The organism is Mesorhizobium sp. M0514, from assembly GCF_040321145.1.
Lineage (GTDB): Bacteria > Pseudomonadota > Alphaproteobacteria > Rhizobiales > Rhizobiaceae > Mesorhizobium.
Genome location: NZ_JAMYQZ010000060.1, coordinates 1 through 24,397 on the forward strand (window position 1 = coordinate 1; position 24,397 = coordinate 24,397).

Annotated in this window: 23 protein-coding genes; 11 read left to right on the top strand and 12 right to left on the bottom strand. The window is 64.6% G+C overall.

Features of this window, described 5'->3' with window-relative positions:
* On the top strand, positions 1-672 hold a 672-nt coding region (locus NKI61_RS22280; RefSeq protein WP_352840848.1), incomplete at its 5' end, for an OmpA family protein.
* Here the strand turns inward: NKI61_RS22280 and NKI61_RS22285 are convergent.
* On the bottom strand, positions 659-1,432 hold the full coding sequence (locus NKI61_RS22285; RefSeq protein WP_352840850.1) for an IclR family transcriptional regulator: 774 nt from the start codon (positions 1,430-1,432) through the stop codon (positions 659-661). The two genes, NKI61_RS22280 and NKI61_RS22285, sit on opposite strands and share 14 nt — an antisense overlap.
* 206 nt (positions 1,433-1,638) lie before the next feature.
* Between NKI61_RS22285 and NKI61_RS22290 the strand changes: the two genes are divergently transcribed.
* The 5 genes from NKI61_RS22290 to NKI61_RS22310 all read left to right on the top strand — a co-directional run bounded on the left by NKI61_RS22290 (position 1,639) and on the right by NKI61_RS22310 (position 6,863).
* On the top strand, positions 1,639-2,616 hold the full coding sequence (locus NKI61_RS22290; protein ID WP_023691946.1) for a Bug family tripartite tricarboxylate transporter substrate binding protein: 978 nt from the start codon (positions 1,639-1,641) through the stop codon (positions 2,614-2,616).
* Between the two features lie 125 nt (positions 2,617-2,741).
* Positions 2,742-3,278, top strand: coding sequence for a tripartite tricarboxylate transporter TctB family protein (locus NKI61_RS22295; RefSeq protein WP_023700086.1), 537 nt, complete (start codon positions 2,742-2,744; stop codon positions 3,276-3,278).
* A 4-nt stretch (positions 3,279-3,282) separates the two neighbouring features.
* Entirely contained in the window at positions 3,283-4,806 is a 1,524-nt protein-coding gene (locus NKI61_RS22300; RefSeq protein WP_023733580.1) for a tripartite tricarboxylate transporter permease, read from the top strand.
* 15 nt (positions 4,807-4,821) lie between these two features.
* Positions 4,822-6,000 carry a CaiB/BaiF CoA transferase family protein gene (locus tag NKI61_RS22305; RefSeq protein WP_031195530.1) on the top strand — a complete coding sequence of 393 codons (1,179 nt, stop codon included), beginning with the start codon at positions 4,822-4,824 and terminating at the stop codon, positions 5,998-6,000.
* Positions 5,997-6,863, top strand: coding sequence for a citryl-CoA lyase (locus NKI61_RS22310; RefSeq protein WP_352840852.1), 867 nt, complete (start codon positions 5,997-5,999; stop codon positions 6,861-6,863). The genes NKI61_RS22305 and NKI61_RS22310 overlap by 4 nt, the downstream gene beginning before the upstream one ends.
* Positions 6,864-6,869: 6 nt before the next feature.
* On the opposite strand, the gene NKI61_RS22315 is transcribed toward NKI61_RS22310, so the two are convergent.
* Positions 6,870-7,346, bottom strand: a complete 477-nt coding sequence (locus NKI61_RS22315) for an NUDIX hydrolase (protein WP_023669717.1) — start codon at positions 7,344-7,346, stop codon at positions 6,870-6,872.
* A 120-nt stretch (positions 7,347-7,466) separates the two neighbouring features.
* Positions 7,467-7,769 (bottom strand): hypothetical protein, encoded by a 303-nt coding sequence (locus tag NKI61_RS22320; RefSeq protein ID WP_023704190.1) that lies wholly within the window; start codon positions 7,767-7,769, stop codon positions 7,467-7,469.
* Positions 7,770-7,987: 218 nt separating this feature from the next.
* Between NKI61_RS22320 and NKI61_RS22325 the strand changes: the two genes are divergently transcribed.
* Positions 7,988-8,578, top strand: coding sequence for an invasion associated locus B family protein (locus tag NKI61_RS22325; protein WP_031243995.1), 591 nt, complete (start codon positions 7,988-7,990; stop codon positions 8,576-8,578).
* A gap of 15 nt (positions 8,579-8,593) precedes the next feature.
* Here NKI61_RS22325 and NKI61_RS22330 read toward each other — a convergent pair whose 3' ends face one another.
* The 6 genes from NKI61_RS22330 to NKI61_RS22355 form a co-directional block, all read right to left on the bottom strand.
* Positions 8,594-9,286 carry a response regulator transcription factor gene (locus tag NKI61_RS22330; protein ID WP_352840855.1) on the bottom strand — a complete coding sequence of 231 codons (693 nt, stop codon included), beginning with the start codon at positions 9,284-9,286 and terminating at the stop codon, positions 8,594-8,596.
* A complete protein-coding gene (locus tag NKI61_RS22335) occupies positions 9,283-12,015 on the bottom strand; it encodes a DUF4118 domain-containing protein (protein ID WP_352840857.1) in 2,733 nt (910 codons plus the stop codon). Before NKI61_RS22335 ends, NKI61_RS22330 begins: the two co-directional genes overlap by 4 nt.
* Positions 12,016-12,082: 67 nt before the next feature.
* Positions 12,083-12,649 (bottom strand): potassium-transporting ATPase subunit KdpC, encoded by a 567-nt coding sequence (kdpC, locus tag NKI61_RS22340; RefSeq protein WP_023744101.1) that lies wholly within the window; start codon positions 12,647-12,649, stop codon positions 12,083-12,085.
* Positions 12,650-12,661: 12 nt separating this feature from the next.
* Entirely contained in the window at positions 12,662-14,755 is a 2,094-nt protein-coding gene (kdpB, locus tag NKI61_RS22345) for a potassium-transporting ATPase subunit KdpB (RefSeq protein WP_352840860.1), read from the bottom strand.
* A gap of 232 nt (positions 14,756-14,987) precedes the next feature.
* Positions 14,988-16,691: a potassium-transporting ATPase subunit KdpA gene (kdpA, locus tag NKI61_RS22350; RefSeq protein ID WP_352840863.1), complete on the bottom strand. Its 1,704-nt coding sequence runs from the start codon at positions 16,689-16,691 to the stop codon at positions 14,988-14,990.
* Positions 16,692-16,709: 18 nt separating this feature from the next.
* The gene (locus NKI61_RS22355; RefSeq protein ID WP_023669708.1) at positions 16,710-16,799 is read right to left on the bottom strand and encodes a K(+)-transporting ATPase subunit F; all 90 of its coding nucleotides are present in this window, start codon (positions 16,797-16,799) and stop codon (positions 16,710-16,712) included.
* Positions 16,800-17,200: 401 nt separating this feature from the next.
* Between NKI61_RS22355 and NKI61_RS22360 the strand changes: the two genes are divergently transcribed.
* Positions 17,201-18,991 (top strand): NAD(P)-binding domain-containing protein, encoded by a 1,791-nt coding sequence (locus NKI61_RS22360; RefSeq protein WP_352840865.1) that lies wholly within the window; start codon positions 17,201-17,203, stop codon positions 18,989-18,991.
* A gap of 154 nt (positions 18,992-19,145) precedes the next feature.
* On the opposite strand, the gene NKI61_RS22365 is transcribed toward NKI61_RS22360, so the two are convergent.
* The gene (locus NKI61_RS22365; RefSeq protein ID WP_023726473.1) at positions 19,146-20,372 is read right to left on the bottom strand and encodes an amidohydrolase/deacetylase family metallohydrolase; all 1,227 of its coding nucleotides are present in this window, start codon (positions 20,370-20,372) and stop codon (positions 19,146-19,148) included.
* A 102-nt stretch (positions 20,373-20,474) separates the two neighbouring features.
* Complete coding sequence (locus NKI61_RS22370) at positions 20,475-20,840, bottom strand: RidA family protein (protein ID WP_023707576.1); 366 nt, start codon at positions 20,838-20,840, stop codon at positions 20,475-20,477.
* Between the two features lie 175 nt (positions 20,841-21,015).
* Between NKI61_RS22370 and NKI61_RS22375 the strand changes: the two genes are divergently transcribed.
* Positions 21,016-21,501 carry a hypothetical protein gene (locus NKI61_RS22375; RefSeq protein WP_352840868.1) on the top strand — a complete coding sequence of 162 codons (486 nt, stop codon included), beginning with the start codon at positions 21,016-21,018 and terminating at the stop codon, positions 21,499-21,501.
* A 133-nt stretch (positions 21,502-21,634) separates the two neighbouring features.
* On the opposite strand, the gene NKI61_RS22380 is transcribed toward NKI61_RS22375, so the two are convergent.
* Complete coding sequence (locus NKI61_RS22380; RefSeq protein ID WP_023669703.1) at positions 21,635-21,865, bottom strand: hypothetical protein; 231 nt, start codon at positions 21,863-21,865, stop codon at positions 21,635-21,637.
* Positions 21,866-22,011: 146 nt separating this feature from the next.
* Here NKI61_RS22380 and NKI61_RS22385 point away from each other — a divergent pair, with 146 nt between their 5' ends.
* Together NKI61_RS22385 and NKI61_RS22390 are read left to right on the top strand one after the other, a co-directional pair.
* Complete coding sequence (locus NKI61_RS22385) at positions 22,012-22,653, top strand: glutathione S-transferase family protein (RefSeq protein ID WP_023710834.1); 642 nt, start codon at positions 22,012-22,014, stop codon at positions 22,651-22,653.
* Between the two features lie 136 nt (positions 22,654-22,789).
* A complete protein-coding gene (locus NKI61_RS22390; protein WP_352840871.1) occupies positions 22,790-24,292 on the top strand; it encodes a helicase HerA domain-containing protein in 1,503 nt (500 codons plus the stop codon).
* Positions 24,293-24,397: the final 105 nt, after the last annotated feature.

A 24,397-nucleotide genomic window follows, 5' to 3' on the forward strand; every position in this document is an offset into this window, starting at 1 on the left:
GCCGACCGGTCGTCGAGCGGTGGCGGCGGCGACATGAGCCTGATGATGTATTTCTTCCATGAAAGCGACGTCAAGGACGCGGCCTTTTCCAATGGCGCCTGTGCGGTAACCACCGGTATCAACGACCAGCGCTTCTTCGCTGCCAAGGTGCCGCAGGATGGCGGCGACGCCTATGTCACTGTTCAGGCCTATTCGCTGATCGACGACCTCTACTGCAAGGAACTCAACGGCCGCACCATCGCCGTCGTTCAGGTGCTGGAGCCCAAGGCGCGCGACAAGAAGATGGTGGTGGTCGAAGCGGCCAAGATGGCGGATTCGCTGTCGGCCACCGGCTCCATCTCGCTCTACGGCATCTTCTTCGACACCGACAAGGCCGACATCAAGCCGGAATCGGAACCGACGCTGAAGGAGATCTCGACGCTTCTGACCAACGAGCCCGGTATGGCGGTGATCGTCGTCGGTCATACCGACAACCAGGGCGCCTTCGACTACAATATCGATCTGTCGTCGCGGCGGGCGCAGTCGGTGAAGGCGGCGCTGGTCTCGAAATACGGCATCGATGGCGGCCGGCTGACCGCCGCCGGCGCCGGCATGATGGCGCCTGTCGCCAGCAATGATGACGAAACCGGCCGCGCCAAGAACCGCCGCGTGGTGCTGGTCAAGGCGAACTGAGGCCGATCACGGTTTCAGCGCCGGCTAGGCGCGCTGCCTGCTCCAGCATCGAGGCATCCTCGCCGAAGGCGCGGGTGGCGCGAGCGGCGGCCTCCAGCAGGTCCGGTGTCATGCGGCGCAGGAACGCCGTATCGACGCGTGTCGACGGGCCGGCGAGCGTCAAGGCGCCGAGCAGAACGCGGCCCGGTCCGAACACCGGCACCGAGACGCCCGCCGTCTCAGGGTCGCGGTCGCCGATCGACAGATAGTGGCAGGCCTTGCGGATGGTCTCGTATGGTTCGCCCGGCTGGCCTGAAAACGCTGCCAGCACGCGGCCGCCCGAGCCGGTGAGCAACGGCAGCAGGTCGCCTTCCCGGATCGTGTAGCGGATAGGATGCTTGGATTCGACGCGGTAGAGACAGGTGCGGGCGTCGCCCGAGCGGACATAGAACGCCACGCTTTCCCAACTGCGTTCGGCAAGATCGCGCATGATCGGCAGCAGGATGTCGACCGCCACGACCGAGCGCTGGTAAAGCGCGCCAAGCCGAAAGGTGGCGGGTCCGATGCGGTAGCGGCCATCGTCGAGCCGCTCCAGCAACTGCCCGCGCAGCAACGAGTTCGCCAGCCTCAAAATGGTGCTTTTGTAGAGCCCGGTGCGCGCCGCGATCTCGGCCAGGCTGAGCGAGCGGTCGGCGGTCGCGAACGCATCGAGAATGGCGATCGCACGGTCGAGTGCGGCGACGCCATCTACCTGTAAGGGCTGGGATCGCGCTTCGGTCATCTCATGAACAGTTTCATCCCAGTTTACCTGCTCGGACAAAGGCCGGCCGAAGCGACTGTGCCGCACATCCATGGTTCTGTCTAGTAGAACAGCGTTCCTGTTGACAGAACGTACCGAAATCGGCATGAATTTTTGCCGAGCGGGTCTGTTTTCAGGCTACGTTTCTGGCAGGCACCGGAGGAGGTGTCGTGATTTGGAGGAATCCCATGCTGAACAGACGCAGATTTTTGATGAGCACCGCGGCCGCAGGCGCTGCCGGATTCGTTGCAACGCATTTGACGCCCGCTTTCGCTCAGGATGCACCGCAGATCCAGATCTTCGTGCCGGCCGCGCCCGGCGGTGGCTGGGACCAGACGGGGCGCACCATCGACCAGGTGCTGCGCAGTGAAAAACTGATCTCCGGCTCGCAGATCACCAATGTCGGCGGCGCCGGCGGCACGGTCGGCCTGCCGCAGTTCATCAGCCAATGGAAGGGCAAGGGCAATTCGCTGATGGTGGCCGGCATGGTCATGGTCGGCGCCATCATCGCCAACAAATCGGCCAACAACCTCTCCGAAGTGACGCCCATCGCTCGCCTCACCGGCGAGTTCGAGGCGCTGGTAGTGCCGGCGGATTCGCCGTTCAAGACGGCCGGCGATTTCGTTGCGGCGCTCAAAGCGGATCCGACCAAGGTTCCGGTGGCCGGCGGCTCGGCCGGCGGCTCCGACCACATCCTGTTCGGGCTGATCGCCAAGACGGTCGGCGTTCCGGCAACCAACCTCTCCTATGTGCCTTTCGCCGGCGGCGGCGAGGCGCTGTCGGCGCTGCTCGGCAACCAGGTGGCGGCCGGCATTTCCGGCTTCGGCGAGTTCTCCGAGCAGGTCAAGGCGGGCGCGCTTCGGCTGTTGGCGATCTCCGCCGACAAGCGCCAGGACGGCATCGACGCACCGACGATGAAGGAAGCCGGCATTGACGTCGAACTGTTCAACTGGCGCGGCGTCTTCGCACCGCCAGGCGTCTCCGACGCCGACAAGGCGGCGATGGTCACGATGATCGAGACCATGGCCAAGAGCGATGCCTGGGCAGCCGAATGCAAGAACCGCAACTGGACGCCCATCCTGCTCACCGGCGACGACTATGCGAAATTCCTCGTCGACGACACCGCCCGCATCACCGCGATCCTCAAGGATCTCGGCCTCGCCTGATGTCTTCAGGGGCGGCCACGGCCGCCCCTTCCGACATTCGCCTGCGGCATGGACATATCATGCGCTGGGAGTGAAACTGCGGATGCGGCCGGCGGGAGGATGCCGGCCATCTCGGGAGGACATCGATGAGCACCAGCGACCAGCAGCCGGCGCCCCCGCGCCTTGCCATGCCCGAATTGTTGATCGGCATCGGGCTTCTCGCCTGTGCCGCGGCCGTGGCTTGGCAGACCCTGGCGATCCCGGTTTCGCCGCTCTATTCCAAGGTCGGGCCGACCGTCTTTCCCTACATCACCATGACAGGCATGATCGTGCTTTCGCTGCTGCTCATCGTCGCCGCGCTGCGCGGCGGCTGGCAGCCGCAGGAAGAAAAGGAGACGCCGACCGACTGGAAGGCGATGGGCATCGTCGTTGCCGGCCTGGTCGCCAATCTGGTGCTGATCCAGCCGCTCGGCTTCACCGCCGCCTCGGTCATCATGTTCGTGCTCGTCTGTTATGGCTTCGGCAGCAAGCACACGCTGCGCGATGCGCTGACCGGCCTGATCCTGGCGCTTGCCGCCTATTTCGGCTTTGCCAGGGCGCTCGGCGTCAACATTGGCGCCGGCTTCATCGAAAACCAGCTGAACACGGTGATCGACGCGATCATCGCCACTGTGAGGGGCTGACGCCATGGAGACGCTCGGCCATCTCGCCCACGGATTTTCCGTCGCTTTCTCGCCGATGAACCTGCTGTGGTGCCTGGTCGGCACCACGCTCGGCACCGCCATCGGCGTGCTGCCCGGCCTCGGGCCGGCGCTGACCATCGCGCTTCTGTTGCCGATCACCTACCAGGTGGCGCCGGAGGCTTCCTTCATCCTGTTCGCCGGCATCTATTACGGCGCCATGTATGGCGGCTCGACGACCTCGATCCTGCTCAACACGCCGGGCGAAAGCGCCACCATCGTCACCGCGCTGGAAGGCAACAGGATGGCCCGCTCGGGTCGCGGCGGCGCGGCACTGGCGACCTCGGCGATCGGCTCCTTCGTCGCCGGCACCATCGGCACGATGGGCGTCGCCTTCCTGGCGCCGGTGGTGGTGAAGTTCGCGCTCGCCTTCGGGCCGGCCGAATATTTCTCGCTGATGGTGCTTGCCTTCATCACGGTGTCGGCGGTGCTCGGCTCGTCATCGGTGCGCGGCCTCACCAGCCTGTTCCTCGGCTTCGTCATCGGCATGATCGGCGTCGACCTGCAGACGGGACAGCCGCGCTTCACCTTCGGCATGAACGAACTGCTCGATGGCGTCGATGTCATCATTGCCGCGGTCGGCCTGTTTGCCGTCGGCGAGACGCTCTACATGGCATCGCGCCGCTATGCCGGCAAGGACGAGATCGTGCCGCTCAAGGGCTCGCTCTACATGACCGCGGCCGAATGGGGGCGCTCGTGGAAGCCATGGCTGCGCGGCGCTTTCATCGGCTTCCCGATCGGCGCCATGCCTGCCGGCGGCGCCGAGATCCCGACCTTCCTGTCCTACGCCATCGAAAAGAAGCTGTCGAAGCACAAGGAGGAGTTCGGCACGGTCGGCGCCATCGAGGGCGTTGCCGGACCGGAAGCCGCCAACAATGCGTCTGCCGCCGGCGTGCTGGTGCCGATGCTCACCCTTGGCCTGCCGACCTCGGCGACCGCCGCAATCATGCTGTCGGCCTTCCAGAGCTACGGCATCAATCCGGGACCGCTGCTGTTGACGACGCAGGCCGATCTGGTCTGGGGCCTGATCGCCAGCCTGTTCATCGCCAACGTCATCCTGGTCGTCCTCAACCTGCCGCTGATCGGGCTGTGGGTACGGCTGTTGAAAATCCCGGCGCCGCAGCTCTATGCCGGCATCCTGGTGTTCGCGACCGTCGGCACCTACGGCATCTCGCAATCGCCGATCGACCTCGTCATCCTCTATCTCCTGGGGGCCGCCGGCTTCCTGATGCGGCGCTTCGATTTCCCGACCGCGCCGGTCATCATCGGCATGATCCTGGGGCCGCTCGCCGAAACGCAGTTCCGCCGGGCGATGACGATCTCGAACGGCGACTGGTCGGTGTTCTACACACACAAGCTGTCGCTGGTGCTGCTGATCCTTGCCTTCATCGGGCTCGCCGGTCCGCATATCTGGGCCTTCATCGAGCATCGGCGCCGGCGCGGGCCGGAGCATGTGCCGGGCGATGCCTGAGCGACCTGGAGCATCATGACCGATCTGCTTGCCGGCATCCGCATCCTCGACCTGACCAATGTGCTGGCGGGCCCTTATTGCGCCTACCAGCTGGCGCTGCTCGGCGCCGATGTCATCAAGGTCGAGACGCCGCAAGGCGGCGATCTGGCGCGCCAGCTCGGCGCCTCGCCGGCGCTCAACAAAGCCGGCATGGGCGCGTCGTTCCTGGCGCAGAATGCCGGCAAGCGATCGGTGGTGCTGGATCTCAAAAGCGAAGCCGACCGCGAACGCTTCCTCGATCTCGTCGCCTCGGCCGACGCGCTGGTCGAGAATTTTCGACCGGGCGTGATGGGGCGGCTGGGTCTCGGCTATGAGGTGCTGAAAGCGGTCCGCCCCGGTCTCGTCTATTGCGCCATATCCGGTTTCGGCCAGAGCGGGCCGATGCGCGACAATCCGGCCTACGACCAGATCATCCAGGGGCTGTCCGGTATCATGAGCATCACCGGCACGCCGGAGACAGCACCCTTGCGGGTCGGCTATCCCGTCGCCGACACGCTGGGCGGGCTGGTCGGGGCCTTCGCAATCGCCGCGGCGCTGGTCAAGCAGAAGACCTCGGGCGAGGGCGCGTTTCTCGATGTCTCGATGCTCGAATGCACGCTGTCGGCGCTGGGCTGGCCGGTGTCCAACTATTTGACCGCCGGTGTCGAGCCGCAGCCGATGGGCAATGAGAACATGACGGCTGCGCCCTCCGGCGCGTTTCGCACCGGCGACGGCCTGCTCAACATCGCCGCCAACAAGCAGGAGCAGTTCGTCACGCTTTGCCGGCTGATCGGCCAGCCGGAACTGGCCGACGATCCGCGCTTTGCCGAGCGCGAGACGCGCAAGCAGAACCGCGCCTCCTTGAAAGGGCTGATCGAGACAGCGCTTGCGAGCGCCTCGGCGGCTGCCTGGGAAGAAAAGTTCAACCGCGCCGGCGTTCCGGCGGGCCGGGTGCTGACGATCCCGCAGGTGCTTGGCGAGCGCCAGGTGGTCGAGCGCGACATGACCACGCGTTTCCAGGGCCTGCCCGGCATGGAGCAGCCGCTGACAGTGGTGCGCGGCGGCTTCATGGTCGATGGCGCGGCACCCTTGCCGGTCCTGCCGCCACCGGTGCTGGGTGAGCATATGGACGAGGTTTTTTCCACCCTGCCGCCGCGCGCCAGGAGAAGCGCGTGAGCGAGAGAAAAACCGGCCGCGAGCGCGGCGAGGAGTGGTGGCAGACCGGCATCATCGAGATGGGCCCCGGCATCATCCGGCTGCGCGGCTATGAAATCCAGGAGCTGATCGGCCGCGTCAGCTTTCCGGCCACGATCTGGCTGATGCTGCGTGGCGAATTGCCAAGCGAGGAGCAGGCGGCGCTGCTCGGCATTGCGCTGGGGGCGGCCGTCGACCACGGGCCGCAGGCGCCGTCGATCGCCATTGCCCGCATGGCCATCACCTGCGGAGTCGGCATCAACAGCGCCATGGCGTCCGCCGTCAACGTGCTGGGCGACGTGCATGGCGGCGCCGGCGAACAGGCGCTGTCCTTCTATGGCGACATTGCCGTGGCACTTGACCAGGGTGTTGCGCTGGACCAAGCCGTAGCCGCACGGCTCGACCGTTTCTTCGCCGAGGAAAAAGGCTATGTGCCGGGCTTCGGCCATCGCTTCCACCCGGTCGATCCGCGCGCGCCGCGCCTGATCGCAGTTACGCGCGAGTTTGCCGCGCGCGGCGTCGTCAGCGGACGCTTTGCCGACATCGCCGAGGCCGTCGAGGCGGAGGTCGCGCGCCGCAAGGGGAAGAAAATACCGCTCAACATCGACGGCGCCACCGCCGTCATCTATGGCGAGCTCGGCTTTCCGCCGCCGTTGACGCGCGGCCTGTTCGTGCTCTCGCGCTCGGTCGGCATCCTGGCGCATGCATGGGAACAGTCGCAGCAAAGCGAGCGCAACAAAGGGCCGCTGCCGCGCGAATGGCTGTGGGCCTATACGGGCACGCCGCTGCGGCCATTTCCTGCTGAGGGGGATGAGGGTCCCGCTGAAGGGGACGAGGGCAAGTGAGGTTGGTCAGGCCGGGTCCGGCACTGCCGGCTGAGGCGGCGCCAGGTTGGCCATCAGCGTCGAGAGATCCGGCTCATCGATGAGCAACGCCGCGTCCTGCGGCTTGAGCCATGCCCGCTGGCGGCTCTTGGCCTCCTGCCAGTTGGCCAGTTCCTCGGACACCTCCAACAGATAGACGACGACGTCGACGCGCACAAAATTGTGCTCCAGCCGTTTCCAGTAGGAATAGCTGCCGGCAGGCGCCTTGCGGGTCTTGCCGAGCACGCCGGCTTCTTCGCGCGCCTCGATGGTGGCGGCCTTGCGCCCGCTCTTTCCTTTCATCGGCCAGCCCTTGGGCACGATAAAGCGCTTCGTCGCTCGCGACGTCACCAGCATCACTTCGAAATTGCCTGAAACGTCCAGACGAAAGGGAATGGCGGCGACCTGGCGAATGCGTTCGCCTCGCCTTGCCTTGCGTACCGCCTTTTTCTTCGTCGTCGCCATGTGCTGAAAATCCGGTCGGCGGGCGCACCGCCGCACGCCGCCTGCAAACCCTGATATGCCCGCGAGGCAATGAGCATTTTTAGTAAATAAGTCGACTAAGTAAATCGCAAGCGACCGATATCAACGGCAAACACGCACAATCTGGTTGTTGACGATCTGAATCGGACAAGCTTGCCGGACGACGGGCACTTCGGGGCGCGGCTGCGGCACGATCCGACGGTCCTGCTCGCGATATTGCTGCTGCTGTTGCTGGAACTGCTGCCGCTGCAGGCTGTTGCGCAATTGCTGCAGCTGGTTCTGCTGGATCAGCCGGTTGGCGCTGGGATTGACGGACTGAGCCGCAGCAGATTGCATGATTCCGGCGAGCGTTGCCACCGCCAGCATTGCCGACATCAGAACTGTCGATAGGCGAAGCGTCGACATCAGTTCGTTCCCGTACAGATATAACCTCCTCTCTATATAGGGCGTTCGTCTCGATCTGCCATGGGCGGGTCTGCCATGGGCCGATCTGCCACGGGTTGGCGAAATCCCTGAGGAAGCGGCCTGGCCGCACTTGACAGAAAAGATCGATTGACCGCTCTATCGGGCGCGGATCTCGGGCTCAATCGCTGCTGACTCGAGGCACAATCGGGAGCATATTGATGAAAAGCAGGCAAGTATATTTCGCGGCGCTACTGGGCAGCATCTGTATTCTTGGCCCGGTGGCAGTCGCGGCGCAAACCAAGACCGACAAGGCGGCGCCTGCCGCCGCAGCGCCCGCCCCTGCTGCCGGCCCGACATTGCCTGGCGGCGCCTCGGCGCTGTCCGAGACACATGGCGACTGGACGGTCAATTGCCAGGTAACCGGCACGGCCAAGGTTTGCAGCCTGTCGCATCAGCAGTTCAACAAGCAGTCCAACCAGCGCCTGCTGGCGATCGAGCTGTCGAGCAAGAGCGGCGAGGATGCCGCCGGAACGCTGGCGCTGCCGTTCGGCCTGGCGCTCGCCAAAGGAGTCAGCCTGACCATCGACGACCAGAAGCTGGAAGGCAGCTTGCCGTTCAACACCTGCCAGGCCGTCGGCTGCCTGGTGCCGGTGGCGTTCGATGCCAGCGTCACGCCGCTGCTCAAGGCAGCCACCACGCTGAAGATCGACGCCTTCGCGGCCGACACCGGTCAAGCGGTGAGTTTCACCATCCCGCTCAACGGCTTCGGCGGCGCACTGGCACGGACGGCGGAATTGTCGGTCGACTGAGCAGCGAGCGCGCGGTCACTCAACCTCGCGCAGCCGGTATCCCACCCCGGTTTCGGTGGTGATGTAGCGCGGCTGGTCGGGCGACTTTTCGATCTTCTGCCGGAGCTGGCGGACATAGACCCTGAGATACTGCACGTCGGTCGAATCGCCCCACACCTGCTTCAGAAGGAAATGGTGGGTCAGCACCTTGCCGGCATGCTGCACCATAATACGCAATATGTCGTATTCCTTGGGGGAGAGCTTTATCTCCTTGCCTTCGACCTTGACGATGCGCTTGACCAGGTCGACGCTGAGATCGCCGGTGTGGAACACCGGCTTTTCGCCATGCTGCTGGAATTTGTGGCGCAGCGCGACGCGGATGCGGGCGACCAGCTCGTTCATGCCGAACGGCTTGGTGATGTAGTCGTCAGCGCCGAGTTCGAGCGCCGCGACGATGCCGGCTTCGTCGGTGCGGCTGGACAGGATGACCACGGGCACGTCGAGGCCGTCGTCGCGCCATTTGCGCAGGAGATCGAGGCCACCCATGCCGGGCAGGCCGAGGTCGAGCAGGATCAGATCCGGCTTTTGTGCATCGACGAGTTCGATCGCGGCCCCGGCATTGGGCGCCTCGCTGACCGCATAGCCCTGGCTGCCGAGGCCGACGCGCAGCAGTTTGCGGATCGGCGGCTCGTCGTCGACGACCAGTATGCTGACATTGGAATTTGTCATGCCGGATCACCAGATGCTTGCTCGTCCACACCTGATACGTCCGTATCGGACGATTGTACCAACCTCGGCATGCGGATTGTGAAGACTGCGCCCGGGCGATCGCTGCGGTTCGCCGCCATGATCGTGCCGCCCATCGCCTCGATGAAGCCCCGGCAGATCGACAGGCCGAGCCCGGTGCCGGCCTGGACCTGATCGCGCTTGCGCACCCGGTAAAAGCTGTCGAAGACGCGCTCCAGGTCGGCGGGCGGAATGCCCGGTCCCTCATCCATGATCTGCAGCGCGACGGAGCCATTGTCGGCCCAGCCCTGCAGCCGGATTGTCGATCCCGGTGGCGCGTATTTCGCGGCATTGTCGAGCAGATTGAACAGCATTTGTTCGAACAGCACGGGATCGAGCTTCAGCATCGGCAGGTCGGCCGGAATATCAACCTCGGTCTTGTGCCCGGCAGTGATCTTGCGTGCCCGCTGCAAGGCCGAGCCGACGACATCGCCGACATAGTGCAGGGCGAAATTCGGTTCCATGGCGCCCGATTCGATCTTGGTCATGTCGAGCAGATTGGCGATGAAGCGGTTCAGCCGTTCGGACTCGTCGAGCACGGTGGTCAGCAGCTCGGCCCGATCGTTCTCGGGCAGTGCCGGCGCAAATTCCCTGAGCGTGCCGGCCGCGCCCATGATGGCCGCCAGCGGCGTCTTCAGATCATGCGAGATCGACGTCAGCAGTGCCGAGCGCAAGCGGTCGGCCTCGGCCGCCAGCCTGGCGCGGTCGACATCGGCGACCAGCTGAATGCGCTCGATGGCAACCGCCGCCTGGTCGGCCAGCGCGTCGAGCAGGCGCTGTTGCTCGGGCGTCAAGAGCGGCCCCTGCTTGTCATTGTCGAGGCCGACGACGCCGATGGCGGTACGGCCGGTCCGCAAGGGCAGGTAGAGCCGTTTTGCCCCGGGCAGGGTATCGGCGCCACGGCCGGCAGCCCGGTTGTGTTCCCAAGCCCAGCGTGCAGCCGCGATGTCGGCCTCGGCCAGCGTGTCGTCGGGGGGATAACCGGCCTTGACGGTGATCGTGCCTTCTTCCGGCAAAAGCAGCACCACGCGCAGCTTCAGCATCGAGGCGATCTGGAACGCGGTGGCCCACAAAACGTCGTCGAGCGTGCCCGCGCCGGCGAGTTTCTTGGAAAAGAGGTAGATGTCCTCGGTCGCCCGGGCGCGTGAACGGGCGGCGGCTGCCTGACGCTGCACACGCGCCGTCAGATTGCTGGCGATGACGGCAACGACGAGGAAGACGGCGAAGGCAACGATGCTCTCCGGATCGCGGATCGTCATCGTGTAGCGCGGCTCGAGAAAGAAGAAGTTGAAGGCAATGGCGCTGAGGAAACAGGCGTACAGCGCCGGCCACAGGCCAAAGGTCACTGCCGATGTCAGCACCGCCAGCAGAAGCACGCTGGCAAGGTTGCGAACGTCGAGGAACTGATCGAGGACGGCACTGACGGCAAGCGCGCCGGCGACATAGACGGTCGAGAAAAGATAAGGCCAGATTTGAAATGGCGTCTGCTCGGCCGCCGCCTTGACCCTCGACGTGGCCTCGTTGTCGCGCTCCGTTCCTGAAATGACATGGACGCTGATATCGCCGGCATTGCGGATCAGATCGTAGGTGAGCGAGCCCTCGATCAGTTCGCGCCAGCGCGAGCGGGTCGGCCTGCCGACGACGATATGGGTGAAATTGTTCACTGTGGCGTGGCGGACGATGTCCTGGGCGACGTTCTGGCCCGGAATGGTCGTCACCTCGGCGCCGAGCTGCTCGGCCAGGCGCAAGAGCGTGGCCAGCTGGTCCTTGTCTTCCTCCGACATGGCGGCCGAACGCGGCGTGTCGACATGCAGCGCCGTCCACGGTGCGCGCAGCCGGTCGGCCAGCCGGCGCGCATAGCGGACACGAGACGCTCCGCCCGGACGCGCATCGACGCAGACGAGCACCCTTTCGCCCGCCGCCCAGGGGCCGGGAATGGCGTGCGACTGCATGTGGTTGAGCAACTGCTCGTCGACGCGCTGGGCGGTGCGGCGCAGCGCCAATTCCCGAAGCGCGGTCAGATTGCCCGGCGAGAAATAGTTTTCGACTGCGCGCTGGGCAGTGTTGGGGAAATAGACCTTGCCCTCCTTCAGCCGCTTGATCAGGTCGTCGGGCGTGAGGTCGATGATCTCGATGTCGTCGGCCTGGTCGATGATGGAGTCCGGGACCGTTTCGCGCACCCTGACGCGGGTGATCTGTGCCACGACGTCATTCAGGCTCTCGACATGCTGGATATTGAGCGTGGTGTAGACGTCGATGCCGCGCGCAAGGATTTCCTGGACGTCGAGATAGCGCTTGGGGTGGCGGCTGCCGGGTGCGTTGGTGTGGGCGAGTTCGTCGACGAGCACCAGCGCCGGCCGGCGGGCGAGGATGGCGTCGATGTCCATCTCATTCAGCACGCGGTCCTTGTAGTCGACCTTCTGGCGCGGGATGACCTCGTAGCCGTCGACCAGCGCCAGTGTTTCCTTGCGGCCGTGGGTCTCGACGACGCCGACCACTACGTCGACGCCGTCAGCCAGCCTGGCGCGGCCGGCCATCAGCATTTCATAGGTCTTGCCGACGCCGGGGGCAGCGCCGAGAAATATCCGCAGACGGCCGCGCTCTTCCCGTTCCGCATGCTCGAGCAGCGCGTCCGGAGAGGGTCTGGTATCGTTGCTTCTGGCGTCCGGCATCAGGCTCGATCATGAACGGCGCCGAGGATCGTGTCGATCCCCGGCCCCTGGCTTCAGAGATTGTCTCTCACTGCTTGGTATCGTCCAGTGCCAGGTTGAGCGCCAGCACATTGACGACCGGCTCGCCGAGGAAGCCGAGTTCGCGGCCTTCGACATGGCTGTCGACAAGCGCCTTGACCTTGGCTTCGTCGAAGCCCCTGGCCTTGGCCACCCGAGCGACCTGGAAATAGGCGGCGTCCGGGCTGATAGCGGGGTCGAGGCCGCTGCCGGACGTCGTCACCAGATCCATCGGCACCGGCTGGTTCGGGTTCTCCGCCTTCAGCTTTGCAACATCGCCCTTGATGCGGTCGATCAGCTTGGGGTTGGTTGGACCGAGATTGGAGCCGCTGGACGCTGCGGCGTTGTATCCGTCGCCGGCAGCCGAGGGGCGGCCATGGAAATACTTGTCGTCGGCAAAGCCCTGGCCGATCAGTTCGGAGCCGATGACCGTGCCGTTTTTCTCGATCAAGCTGCCATTGGCCTGGTGCGGAAACAGCGCCTGGGCGATGCCGGTCATGCCCAGGGGATAGATCAGGCCGGTCAAAACGGTGAAAAAGACGATCATGATAACAGCGGGTCTTATCTGAGTGAGCATGGACGTATTTCCTTAAGCGAGGCCGAGGCCGGTGACGATCATGTCGATCGCCTTGATGCCGACGAAGGGAACGATGATGCCGCCGAGGCCGTAGACCAGCAGGTTGCGGCTGAGCAGCGCGCCGGCGCCGATGGCGCGGTATTTGACGCCTTTAAGCGACAGCGGGATCAGAGCGATGATGATCAGCGCGTTGAAGATGATGGCCGACAGGATGGCGCTCTGCGGCGTCGCCAGATGCATGATGTTGAGCGCTTGCAGGGGGCCGATTTTATGTCCCGGCGCAACGTAGAAGACGGCAAACATGGCCGGGATGATGGCGAAGTATTTGGCGACGTCGTTGGCGATCGAGAAGGTCGTCAGCGAGCCGCGCGTCATCAGCAGCGCCTTGCCGATCTCGACGATCTCGATCAGCTTGGTCGGGTCACTATCGAGGTCGATCATGTTGCCGGCCTCGCGGGCGGCAACCGTGCCGGTGTTCATGGCGACGCCGACATCGGCCTGCGCCAAGGCCGGCGCGTCGTTGGTGCCGTCACCGCACATGGCGACCAGCTTGCCCTTGGCCTGTTCGTCGCGGATCAGCTTCAGCTTGTCCTCGGGCGTGGCCTGGGCGAGGAAATCGTCGACGCCGGCTTCGGCTGCGATCGCCGCCGCAGTCATCGGATTGTCGCCGGTGATCATCACGGTGCGGATGCCCATTTTGCGCAGTTCGGCAAAGCGCTCGCGGATACCACCCTTGACGATGTCCTTGAGGTGGACGACGCCGAGCAGGCGGCCGTCACGCTCGACGGCCAGCGGCGTGCCGCCCGACTTGGCGATCTCGTCGGCGATCGCCTGGAGATCCTTGACGGTGTCGCTGCCGGGGCGCGTGCCGTGAGTGGCCGATGTCGACTGGCTGACATAGGCGAGAACCGAATCGACGGCGCCCTTGCGCACCGACGAGCCACCGATGTCGACGCCGCTCATCCGGGTCTGCGCGGTGAAGGGCACGAAGCTGGCATGCAAGGTTGCCATGTCACGGGCGCGGATGGCGTATTTCTCCTTGGCCAGCACGACGATCGAGCGTCCCTCAGGCGTCTCGTCGGCGAGCGAGGCGAGCTGCGCGGCATCGGCCAGTTCCTGTTCGGTGGCGCCCTTGACCGGGCGGAATTCGGTGGCCTGGCGGTTGCCGAGCGTGATGGTGCCGGTCTTGTCGAGCAAAAGCGTATCGACGTCGCCCGCCGCTTCGACGGCACGGCCGGACATGGCCAGCACGTTGAAGCGCACCAGGCGGTCCATGCCGGCAATGCCGATGGCCGACAGCAGGGCGCCGATGGTGGTCGGGATCAAGGTGACGAACAGCGCGACCAGCACCGTCACCGGGATATAGCCGCCGGAATAGGAGGCAAAGCTCGGGATCGTGGCGGTGGCCAGCACGAAGATCAGCGTCATGCCGACGAGCAGGATGTTGAGCGCGATCTCGTTGGGCGTCTTCTGGCGCGAGGCACCCTCGACCAGCGAGATCATGCGGTCGAGGAAGGTGTGGCCGGAGGCGGCTGATATGCGCACGCGAATCCAGTCGGACAGAACCTGCGTGCCGCCGGTGACCGCCGAACGGTCGCCGCCGGATTCGCGAATGACGGGTGCGGACTCGCCGGTGATTGCCGCCTCGTTGACCGAGGCCACGCCTTCGATCACTTCACCGTCGGACGGGATGATGTCGCCGGCTTCGACCAGCACGATGTCGCCAACCTTCAGGCTGGTGCCGGGCACCAGCTTGAACCTGGAGCGGTCTTCGCCGGCAAGCAGCTTGGCCTGGGTTTCGGTGCGCGCCTTGCGCAGCGAATCGGCCTGCGCCTTGCCGCGGCCTTCGGCGACGGCCTCGGCGAAGTTGGCGAACAGCACGGTGAACCACAGCCAGATGATGATCTGCAGCGTAAAGCCGAAATCGCCGCCGCCGGTGGCGAGATCCTTGACGAACAGGACCGTGGTAAGAAGCGAGACGATGGCGACGACGAACATCACCGGGTTCCTGACCAGCGTGCGGGGGTCGAGTTTCCTGAAGGCGCCGCCGATGGCCGGCCACAGGATGCGGGCATCCATGATGCTCGCGGATTTGGACTGGCTCATTTGGTGGCTCCAGTATCTGAACTGTTGGCCGGCACCGACCGATCGGATGCCGAAAAGAGGGGCGGCGGACCATAGGCCAGCAGCCAGATCACGATCATGACTGCCGCGAGGCCGAGGAAGGTAGATACGCTGGGGAAGGGAGGGGGCGTTTCCTCCCCCTCATTGCCGGCTCGTGGGCCGGCTCGCGGCCGGGCCTTCATGCGTTTTGGGTAGAACCAGGACATGACAAGCCTCAGAATGTCTGGCCGTTGATGGCAGCCAGGTGCTCGACGATCGGTCCGATCGCCAGTGCCGGGAAGAAGGTCAGGCCGACGACGATCAGGATGACGCCGACGAGCAGGCCGACGAACAGCGGGCCGTCGGTCGGGAAGGTGCCGGCGGAAGCCGGAACCGTCTTCTTCGTCGCTAGCGAGCCGGCAATGGCAAGCGCTGGAATGATGACGAAGAAGCGACCCACCCACATGGAGATGCCGAGCGTGATGTTGTACCAGGGCGTGTTGCCGGAAAGGCCGCCAAAGGCCGAGCCGTTGTTGGCCGCCGCCGAAGTGTAGGCATAAAGAACCTCGGAGAAGCCATGCGGACCGCCATTGGCCATCGAGGCGACGGCGCTTGGCAGCACGACCGCTATTGCCGTGAAGACCAGCATGACCAACGGCAGAGCGAGGATGGCGAGCATTGCCATCTTGACCTCCTTGGCCTCGATCTTCTTGCCGAGATATTCGGGCGTGCGGCCAACCATCAGGCCGGCGACGAACACGGTGATGACGATGAACATGACGATGCCGTAGAAGCCGGCGCCGACGCCGCCGACGATGACTTCGCCGAGTTGCATGTTGAGCATCGGGATCAGGCCGCCAAGTGCTGTGAACGAGTCATGCATGGCGTTCACCGCACCGCAGCTCGCAGCCGTGGTGATGACGGCGAATAGTGCCGAAGCGGCAATGCCGAAGCGGCTCTCCTTGCCTTCCATGTTGCCGCCATCGATGCCCAGCGCATGCACCAGCGGATTGCCCGCGGCTTCCGCCCAGTAGCAGACAACGACGCCGGCGATGAACAGCACACCCATCGTGGCCAGGATCGCCCAGCCCTGGCGCTGGTTGCCGACCATGCGGCCGAAGACGTTGGTGAGTGCAGCACCCAGCGCGAAGATCGTCACCATCTGGATCATGTTGGAGATGGCGTCGGGGTTTTCGAAAGGATGCGCGGCATTGGCGTTGAAGAAGCCGCCGCCATTGGTGCCGAGCATCTTGATGGCAATCTGCGAGGCGACGGGCCCAAGGGCGAGCGTCTGCTTGGCGCCTTCGAGCGTGGTGGCATCGACATACGGCCCCAGCGTCTGCGGCATGCCGAGCCAGACATAGACCAGGGTGAGCATGATGCTGAGCGGCAGCAGGATGTAGAGCGTGCAGCGGGTCATATCGACCCAGAAATTGCCGATCGATTTTGCCGAGGCGCGGGCGAAGCCGCGGATCAGCGCCACCGCGATGGCAATGCCGACGGCGGCCGACATGAAGTTCTGCACGGTGAGGCCGGCCATTTGCACGAGATAGGACATCGTGCTTTCGCCGCCGTAATTCTGCCAGTTGGTGTTGGTGACGAAGCTGACGGCAGTGTTGAAGGCGAGATTGGGTTCGACCGATGCCATCCCGGCCGGATTGTAAGGCAGGACGCCCTGCAGGCGTTGCAGAAAGTACAGCACCAGGAAGCTGGCAAGGCTGAAGAAGATGATTCCTGCCGCGTAGGTCGTCCAGTGCTGCTCCTCGCGCTCGCTGGTTCCCGAAATGCGGTAGAGGCCGCGCTCAACAGGCCCGAGTATTGGCGACAGCAATGTGCGGTCGCCGTTGAAGACGCGGTACATGTAGCCGCCGAGCGGCTTCACCAGCAAAACGACGATCCCGCAATAAACCAGGATCTGTATCCATCCGTTGAGTGTCATGGCTTTCCGTGCCTTGCTTCAGAAGCGTTCTGGGCGAACGAGGGCGTATGTCAGGTAGACGAGCAGGAACAAGGTCACGCCGCCACCGAGGATGTAATCGACAAGCATGGTGCGATCCTTCCGCTTAAAGAGCGTCGCAAGCTTTGATGTAGGCGAGGGAAAGACCGAAGAACAAAACCTCGATTCCGATGACGACGATGTCCATTTGTGTTGGTCCTTGCTTCTGCTTGTATTTGGCCCCAGCGACTGGCGAGCCAGAAATCCATGAGAACTACCCGCCGTAGCTTCGAGGGCTACGGCGTCCGGAGCGTTTTGCTCGAAGTGGAATATGGACCCGATCGCCATAAAGGTTCGAGACGGGCCGCGGAGGAAAGATATAAAATTCCTATAAAGATTTCCGGGAGATGGCTCCGTTCCGGGCCGCTAGAAACCGACGGTATGATATCGCGACCCCTCTTGCGGCGGCTCCGTCTTTCGAAACAATGGGACGCAAAATGAGGGAAAAACAGATGCTCGACATGGCACCATCGAAACAGGCGGCGACATGGCTTTCCGCCCTTGCACGGGCGCTGGAAACTTATGACGCCGAGGCCGCCGCCAACCTGTTTGTCGAGGATTGCTACTGGCGCGATCTGCTGGCTTTCACCTGGAACATCACCACGATGGAAGGCCGCGATGCGATCCGCGACATGCTGCAAGCGACGCTGGCGGAAGTGAAGCCCTCACACTGGACGCTGTCCGGCGAGGTGACCTCGGATGAGGGCACCGTCGAGGCCTGGTTCACGTTCGAAACGGCGGTCGCGCGGGGCGAAGGGATTGTGCGCCTCACGGACGGCCGCTGCCGGACCTTGTTCACGGCGGTGCGTGAGCTCAAGGGGTTCGAGGAACAAAAGGGACCGGCGCGGCCGCTTGGCATCCGTCACAAGGCCGATCCGAAGCGCGAAACCTGGGCGGAGGCGCGGGCGCGCGAGACGCGCGACCTCGGCGCCACCGAGCAGCCCTATTGCCTGGTGATCGGCGGCGGGCAGGGCGGCATCATGCTCGGCGCGCGGCTGAGGCAGCTCGGCGTGCCCACCATCATCATCGAGAAAAATGCGCGCCCCGGCGATTCCTGGCGCAACCGTTATCGCTCGCTCGTGCTGCACGATCCGGTCTGGTACGACCATCTGCCCTACATTCCGTTCCCGGAGAACTGGCCGGTGTTCACGCCCAAGGACAAGATGGGCGACTGGCTGGAGATGTACACCAGGGTGATGGAGCTCAACTACTGGGTCGCCACCAAATGCGTCAGCGCCAGCTATGACGAGGCCGAGAAGGTATGGACTGTGGTGGTCGACCGCGTCGGCCGGCAGATCACGCTGAAGCCGAAGCACATTGTCTTTGCCACCGGCGCCTATGGCCCGCCACGCCAGATCGCGCTGCCCGGCGCCGAGACCTTCAAGGGCGAACTCCTGCATTCCAGCCAGTATGCAAGCGGCGAGAAATTCCGCGGCAGACGTGTCGCTGTCATCGGCGCGGCAAGCTCGGGGCACGATGTCAGCGTCGACCTCTGGGAGAGCGGCGCAGACGTCACCATGATCCAGCGGTCGCCGACGACAGTGGTGAAATCCGACACTCTGATGGAAGTCGGCTTTGAGATCTTCTCGGAAAAGGCTTTGGCGCGCGGCATCAGCACCGACAAGGCCGACCTGATCGTCGCGTCCACGCCGTTCGCGCTTGTACCCAAGGGCCAGCGGGATCTTTACGAGGTGATCAAGGCACGCGACGCAGACTTCTACGACCAGCTACGCGCCGCCGGCTTCGCCATCGATTTCGGGGAGGACGAGACCGGGCTGTTGATGAAGGCCTACCGCACCGGCTCCGGCTACTACATCGATGTCGGCGCCTGCGAACTGATCATCAATGGCGAGATCAAAGTGAAGAGCGGCGTCGGCATCAGTTCATTGACGCCGACCGGCATCCTGTTCGACGACCGCAGCGAGCTGGCCGTCGATGCGATCGTCGCCTGTACCGGCTACCAGTCGATGAACGAGACCGTGGCGGCCATCGTCTCGCGCGAGGTCGCCGACAAGGTCGGGCCATGCTGGGGCCTCGGCTCCGGCGTCAAGGGCGATCCCGGTCCTTGGCAAGGCGAGCTGCGCAACATGTGGAAGCCGACGGCGCAGGACGCGCTGTGGTTCCACGGCGGCAATCTGGCGCTGTCGCGGTTTTACTCGAAATATGTGGCGCTGCAGATCAAGGCGCGGATGGAAGGGATTGCGACGCCGGTGTTTGGGGCGGTGAGTAACGCAGGGCGCTAGCGATCTCCTCCCCCCTCGAGGGGGAGATGTCGCCGAAGGCGACAGAGGGGGTCGCCGCGCGTGGAGCGCTGACCTCCAGCTGCCGCGAGGAGCTTGCGTCCGGTCGAACCGACCCCCTCTGGCCTGCCGGCCATCTCCCCCTCAAGGAGGGAGATTATCCACGCCCGAAATGCCGTGCCGCGACCTCGACATGCGTATGTGCCGCATGCGGCTCGAAGCGCTCGGTCTCGTTGTGGTCGGGCGCCTCGTTCGGCCACCAGACACCGCCGATAACAATGCCTTCTGAGACCAGCCGCTGATCCGCGATCAGCGCCGCACCGACCGCATCGACGAAGGTAAAGCGCCCGGGGCGCAGTCTCAGCACCGCGACATCGCCGACACCGCCAACTTTCAGCGTCCCAAGCTCCGGCCTGGCGATCGCCTCGGCTGGCCTTTGCGTGGCGGCGCGCAGCACCTCGACCAGCGGCATGCCCAGCGCCATCAGCTTCGACATGCAGACCAGTATGTCGAAGGCCGGACCGTCGACGCAGTAGAGATGCACGTCGCTGGAGATGACGTCGGGCGCGAGGCCCTCGGCCAGCATCGCTTTCGCCACGGCGAAGTCGAACGATCCCATGCCGTGGCCGATGTCGAAGATGACACCGCGTTCGCGGGCCAGCCGCATGTCCGGCCGCACCGCGCCGGAAGCGAACACCGGCGCGTTGGGGAATGGCCGAAAACAATGGGTGAGGATGTCGCCGCGGCGCAGCCGTGGCAGCACCTCGGAACGGCCGGGCGGCGGCTCGTCTATATGCGCCATCAGCGGCAGACCGACCTGGTCGGCGGCTTCCAGCGCAAGATCGACCGGGGCGATGCCGCTGGCGCCGCCGGCATGCTTGCCGGAGCGCACTTTTACCCCAACGACGACATCGGCGTGCTCGCGCACCGCGGCCACCGTCTCGCGTGGCTCGCAGAGCCTGAGATCGCTGCATTCGCCGACCGAGACGCTTTGCGAGAAGCCGAATATGCCGGCAAAGGAGATGTTGACGTAGGCGAGAATACGCACCTTCGAGCGCTCGATGACATGGCGGCGAAAGCCCAGAAAATTGCCGGCGCCGGCGCTGCCGGCATCGATGAAGGTGGTGGTTCCGCTCTTGGCCGCCAGCCGGTCGGCGTCGACGCCCAGCGAGGTGCCGCCCCAATAGACATGGCTGTGCAGGTCGATGAGGCCGGGCGTGACGATGCAATCCCTGGCATCCACGACCTGCGTAGCATGCTCGGCGTCGATGGCAGTCTCGATGGCCGCGACGCGACCGCCCGCAACGGCGACATCGCGCGGCGCGTCCAGGCCCGAGGCCGGATCGATCAGGCGGCCGCCCTTGATCAGGAGATCGAACTGCATCGGCGCCTGCCTCTCTTCGTTTTGGGGCATGATCTCTGGACAAAACGGTTTCCGTTTGTCCGAGAAAACCGGTTTCCACTTTCGGGATCATGCCCCGACTGGTCAAACCGGTCGGTAGGCGACGGCTTCGACCTCGATCTTGATGTCGATCATCAGCCGCGATTCGACCGTGGTGCGGGCCGGCGGATTCTTCGGGAAGTGCTTGGCATAGACGGCATTGAAGGCGCCGAAGTCGCGCGCGTCCTCGAGCCAGACCGTGGTCTTGACGACATCGTCCATGGTGCAACCGGCCAGCGCGAGTGCCGCCTTCACATTCTGCAGCACCTGCTCGGTCTGCTCGGTGATGCCGCCCTTGACCACGATGCGGTCGCTGTCGACCGGCACCTGACCTGAGATGTAGACGAAATCCCCGGCGCGCACGGCCGGCGACAGCGGCACGTGGGATGTTCCAAAACACTCTTTAGGCAAAGGAAACTCCTGTTCAGAATGGCGGGCCGCGCCCCGTTTTCGACGACCGCTCTACGCCTGTCCCGGTGATCCTCATAGGGGGCTTTTTGGAAAGCAGCATTTTTCCAAACGCGTGTTGCTTTATCGCAGGCTCGCCAGCATCTTGCGCGTCGCATTTTCCCGACAGGAGATTTCAATGACCTTCGACAAGAACCCGTTTCCAGAGGGCGATGCCGATCGCCACGCGCTCTGGGAAATGTTGGTGCGGCGCGACATCGACGCCTTTATCCGTCAGGACTGGTCGATGGTCGAGGATAATTTCCTCGCCGACAGCTTCTTCGGCATGCATGCGCATTTCCTCAGCGATGCCGACGCCTGGCGTCTGCAATTCCCGAGCCTTGCCGTCTATCGCGACGAATGGCTGCGCCAGGCCAAGGAGACGGCGGCGGCCAGATTCGCCGAGCCGCTGCGCGAGGCGCTGTTTCGCGTCACCAACATGCGCGACATCGATGTCGATGGCGACCGCGCCGTGCTGCACAAGAAGTTCAACGGCTCGGTGGCCAAGGCCGATGGCAGCGTCGACAAGCTGAAATGGCAGACGCTGTATTTTTGCAGGAAGGTGGCGGGCCACTGGAAGATCGGCGGCTTCGTCGGCTACATGCCGCATCCCTTGGGGATCTGAGTCTTGCCCGCTTATGCTATTGCCGGCCTTCGCGCACGAAGACGTGCGCCTCCCGGGCTGCAGTTGTAAAAGCTCGCCAACCGAACTCACTCGAGCTCAAGCGAGTTGAACGGGACAGGTTCGTCCAACAGGGCTAGCGGGAGCGGTGGTCGAACACGACCGCCATGGTCTTACCAATTGCCGCCATGACCACGAGTTCGACGAGATCGTCGTCGCTGTCGACACAGGTTGGATCCATGCGGCGGATGGCGTCGAGCGCCGCTCTAGTCGAGACGGTATCGCCGGCGCGGAATCTGGAAAGCGCAGAGGAAACAAGGTTCTGGGTTGTCACGTCGATGACAGGTACGCTCGGCACTACGTTCATGGCTTCCTCCTGCCAAGAACCCTCTCCCGAAGGAAATAATACGCCGAACGACGGCGTGTGCCAGCGGAATCGTGGTCCGACCAGATTGCCTGGAGGGCACGGTTGCGTGTTTGATAGGATCGAGCCCACAGCATCCAGGACCGGACATGAAACTGTACTTCAGCCGCAATCCCAATCCGCGCCTCGCGGTTGCAACTGCACGTCATCTGCAGGCCAAGGTCGAGTGTGAGTTTGCGGCACCCATGGCGCCCGGGCAGGCTGAGCGGTTTCGTCAGCTCAATCCCAATCTTACCCTGCCGATATTGGCATGGCCGGGCGGCAGCCTGTGGGAAGCCGACGCCATAGCCTGCCTTCTGTCGCGCGAAGCGGGTTCGGATTTCTGGCGCGGCGGCGGCGACCAACCCGACATGATCCGCTGGCTAAGCTGGGGCAAGGAAAATTTCGTGCGGGCCTGCGACACCGTGCATTTCGAGCGCGGAACCAAGCAGCGCTACGGGATTGGGCCCGTCGACCAGGGCAAGGTCGAGGAGGGGCTGGCGGAGTTCCGCATCGCGGCAGCGATTCTCGAGGCGGAGCTCGCCAAGCGGCCATGGCTTGTGGGCAAGTCGCTCTCCTATGCCGATTTCCGCATGGCGACGTTTTTGCCGTTCAACGATGCAGCCGGCCTGCCGCTGGCGGACTATCCCTCTGTTCTGGGTTGGTATCGCCGGCTCGAAGCCATCGATGCCTGGCGCGATCCCTTCGACGGGCTGGAAGCGCCGCTTCTGCCGCCGGTCAACTCCGCTTGATGTGCCTTCCTATGGGCAGATGGGCTGATGTGTGGCGCTTTGGCAGCATAGGTGTGGAACAGCGGGCGAGTTGCCATGGCGCGCTCGACGGCTCGCGGCCGGGTTGATAAGCCCTGTCCGCAAGGAGAGTCGTGACATGACCGTAGCCATCGAGATGGGACAGACGACGGCGGGTGCGCCGGCGGCGCTCGACCTTGAGGAGCTGCTGGCGACCCGGCTTCTGGTGCAAGGCAATTCCGGCTCCGGCAAATCGCACCTTTTGCGCCGGCTCCTGGAGCAGAGCGCGCCCTGGGTGCAGCAGACCATCATCGACCCGGAAGGCGATTTCGTCTCGCTGGGTGACCATTACGGCCATCTGGTCATCGATGCCGAGGAGCATACGGAGCGTGGCCTGCAAGCAGCCGGCGAGCGGGCGCGCATCCACCGCGTCTCCACGGTGCTCAATCTCGAAGGGCTCGATGCCGAGAACCAGATGCGGCGCGCCGCTGCCTTTCTCGGCGGATTGTTCGAGGTTGCCCGCGAGCATTGGTATCCGATGCTGGTGGTGGTCGACGAAGCGCAGCTGTTCGCGCCCGCCGTGGCCGGCGAAGTGTCCGACGAGGCGCGAAAGCTCTCGCTCGGCGCCATGACCAATCTGATGTGCCGCGGCCGCAAGCGTGGCCTTGCCGGCATCATCGCCACGCAGCGGCTGGCAAAGCTCGCCAAGAATGTTGCGGCGGAGGCCTCCAACTTCCTCATGGGCCGTACCTTCCTCGATATCGACATGGCGCGCGCCGCCGACCTTCTGGGCATGGAACGGCGTCAGGCCGAGGCGTTTCGAGACCTGGAGCGCGGGCACTTCATGGCGTTGGGACCGGCGCTGTCGCGCCGCCCGCTCGGCGTGCGCATCGGCCAGACCGAGACCAGCCCGCGCAACGGTACGCCGCGGCTGATGGCAATGCCGGAAACAGCGCTTGAAGACGCACGCGCCATCATCCTGGCGGCGCCGCCGCCCGAGACGATCCGCGCGCCGCGCCGGATGGCGTCGCCGGAGCTGCTCGACCAGCTGATGGCGGCCAAATCGGCGGCGATGGACATCCGCCCCGAACCTGCGGAACCGGCGGTAAGCGCCGAGGATATGGCCGAGCGGCGAGAGCGGGTGGACCGTGTCCTGCGCGCCATCCTGGCGCAGCCCGATGCGGGTTTCCGCGTCATCGGCGTGCTTTATCAGGAGTTCGTCGTCCGCTGCCGCATCGAAGGCCTCGCTTCGGTGGTGCCGGACCTCTCAGAATTCCGTCGCATGCTGACGCGCGCCCGCGCCGGGCTCGGCGCCGACATGGCAGGCGATGACGCCTGGCAGGACGTTTCCGTGCGCGCCTCGCTGCTGCCCGAGGACATGCAGGGCGTGTTCATGATGATCGCCCGCGCCGCCAAGGAGGGCTGGCCGTGCCCGAGCGACGCGGCGATCGCGCGCGCCTACGGCTCGCATTCGCTGCGGCGCGCCCGGCGGCTGCTCACCTATATCGAGGAGCAGGGCCTCATCGTCTGCCAGCTCGACGGCACCGGCCGCCGCACGGTGACGCTGGTCGAGCTCGCCTGGGCGACGGCGCCGGGCGACCCCAATGCCGCGGAGGCGGAACAGGGCAGCCTGGCGCTGTGAAAGGCGAACAGGCAGCTACCTGACTTGCTTGCGCGGTTCTGAACAAGATGTGTTTCGCCGATCGGCGCGCGACGATTTATGATGGGTTTCCGAGAATCGCAGAAC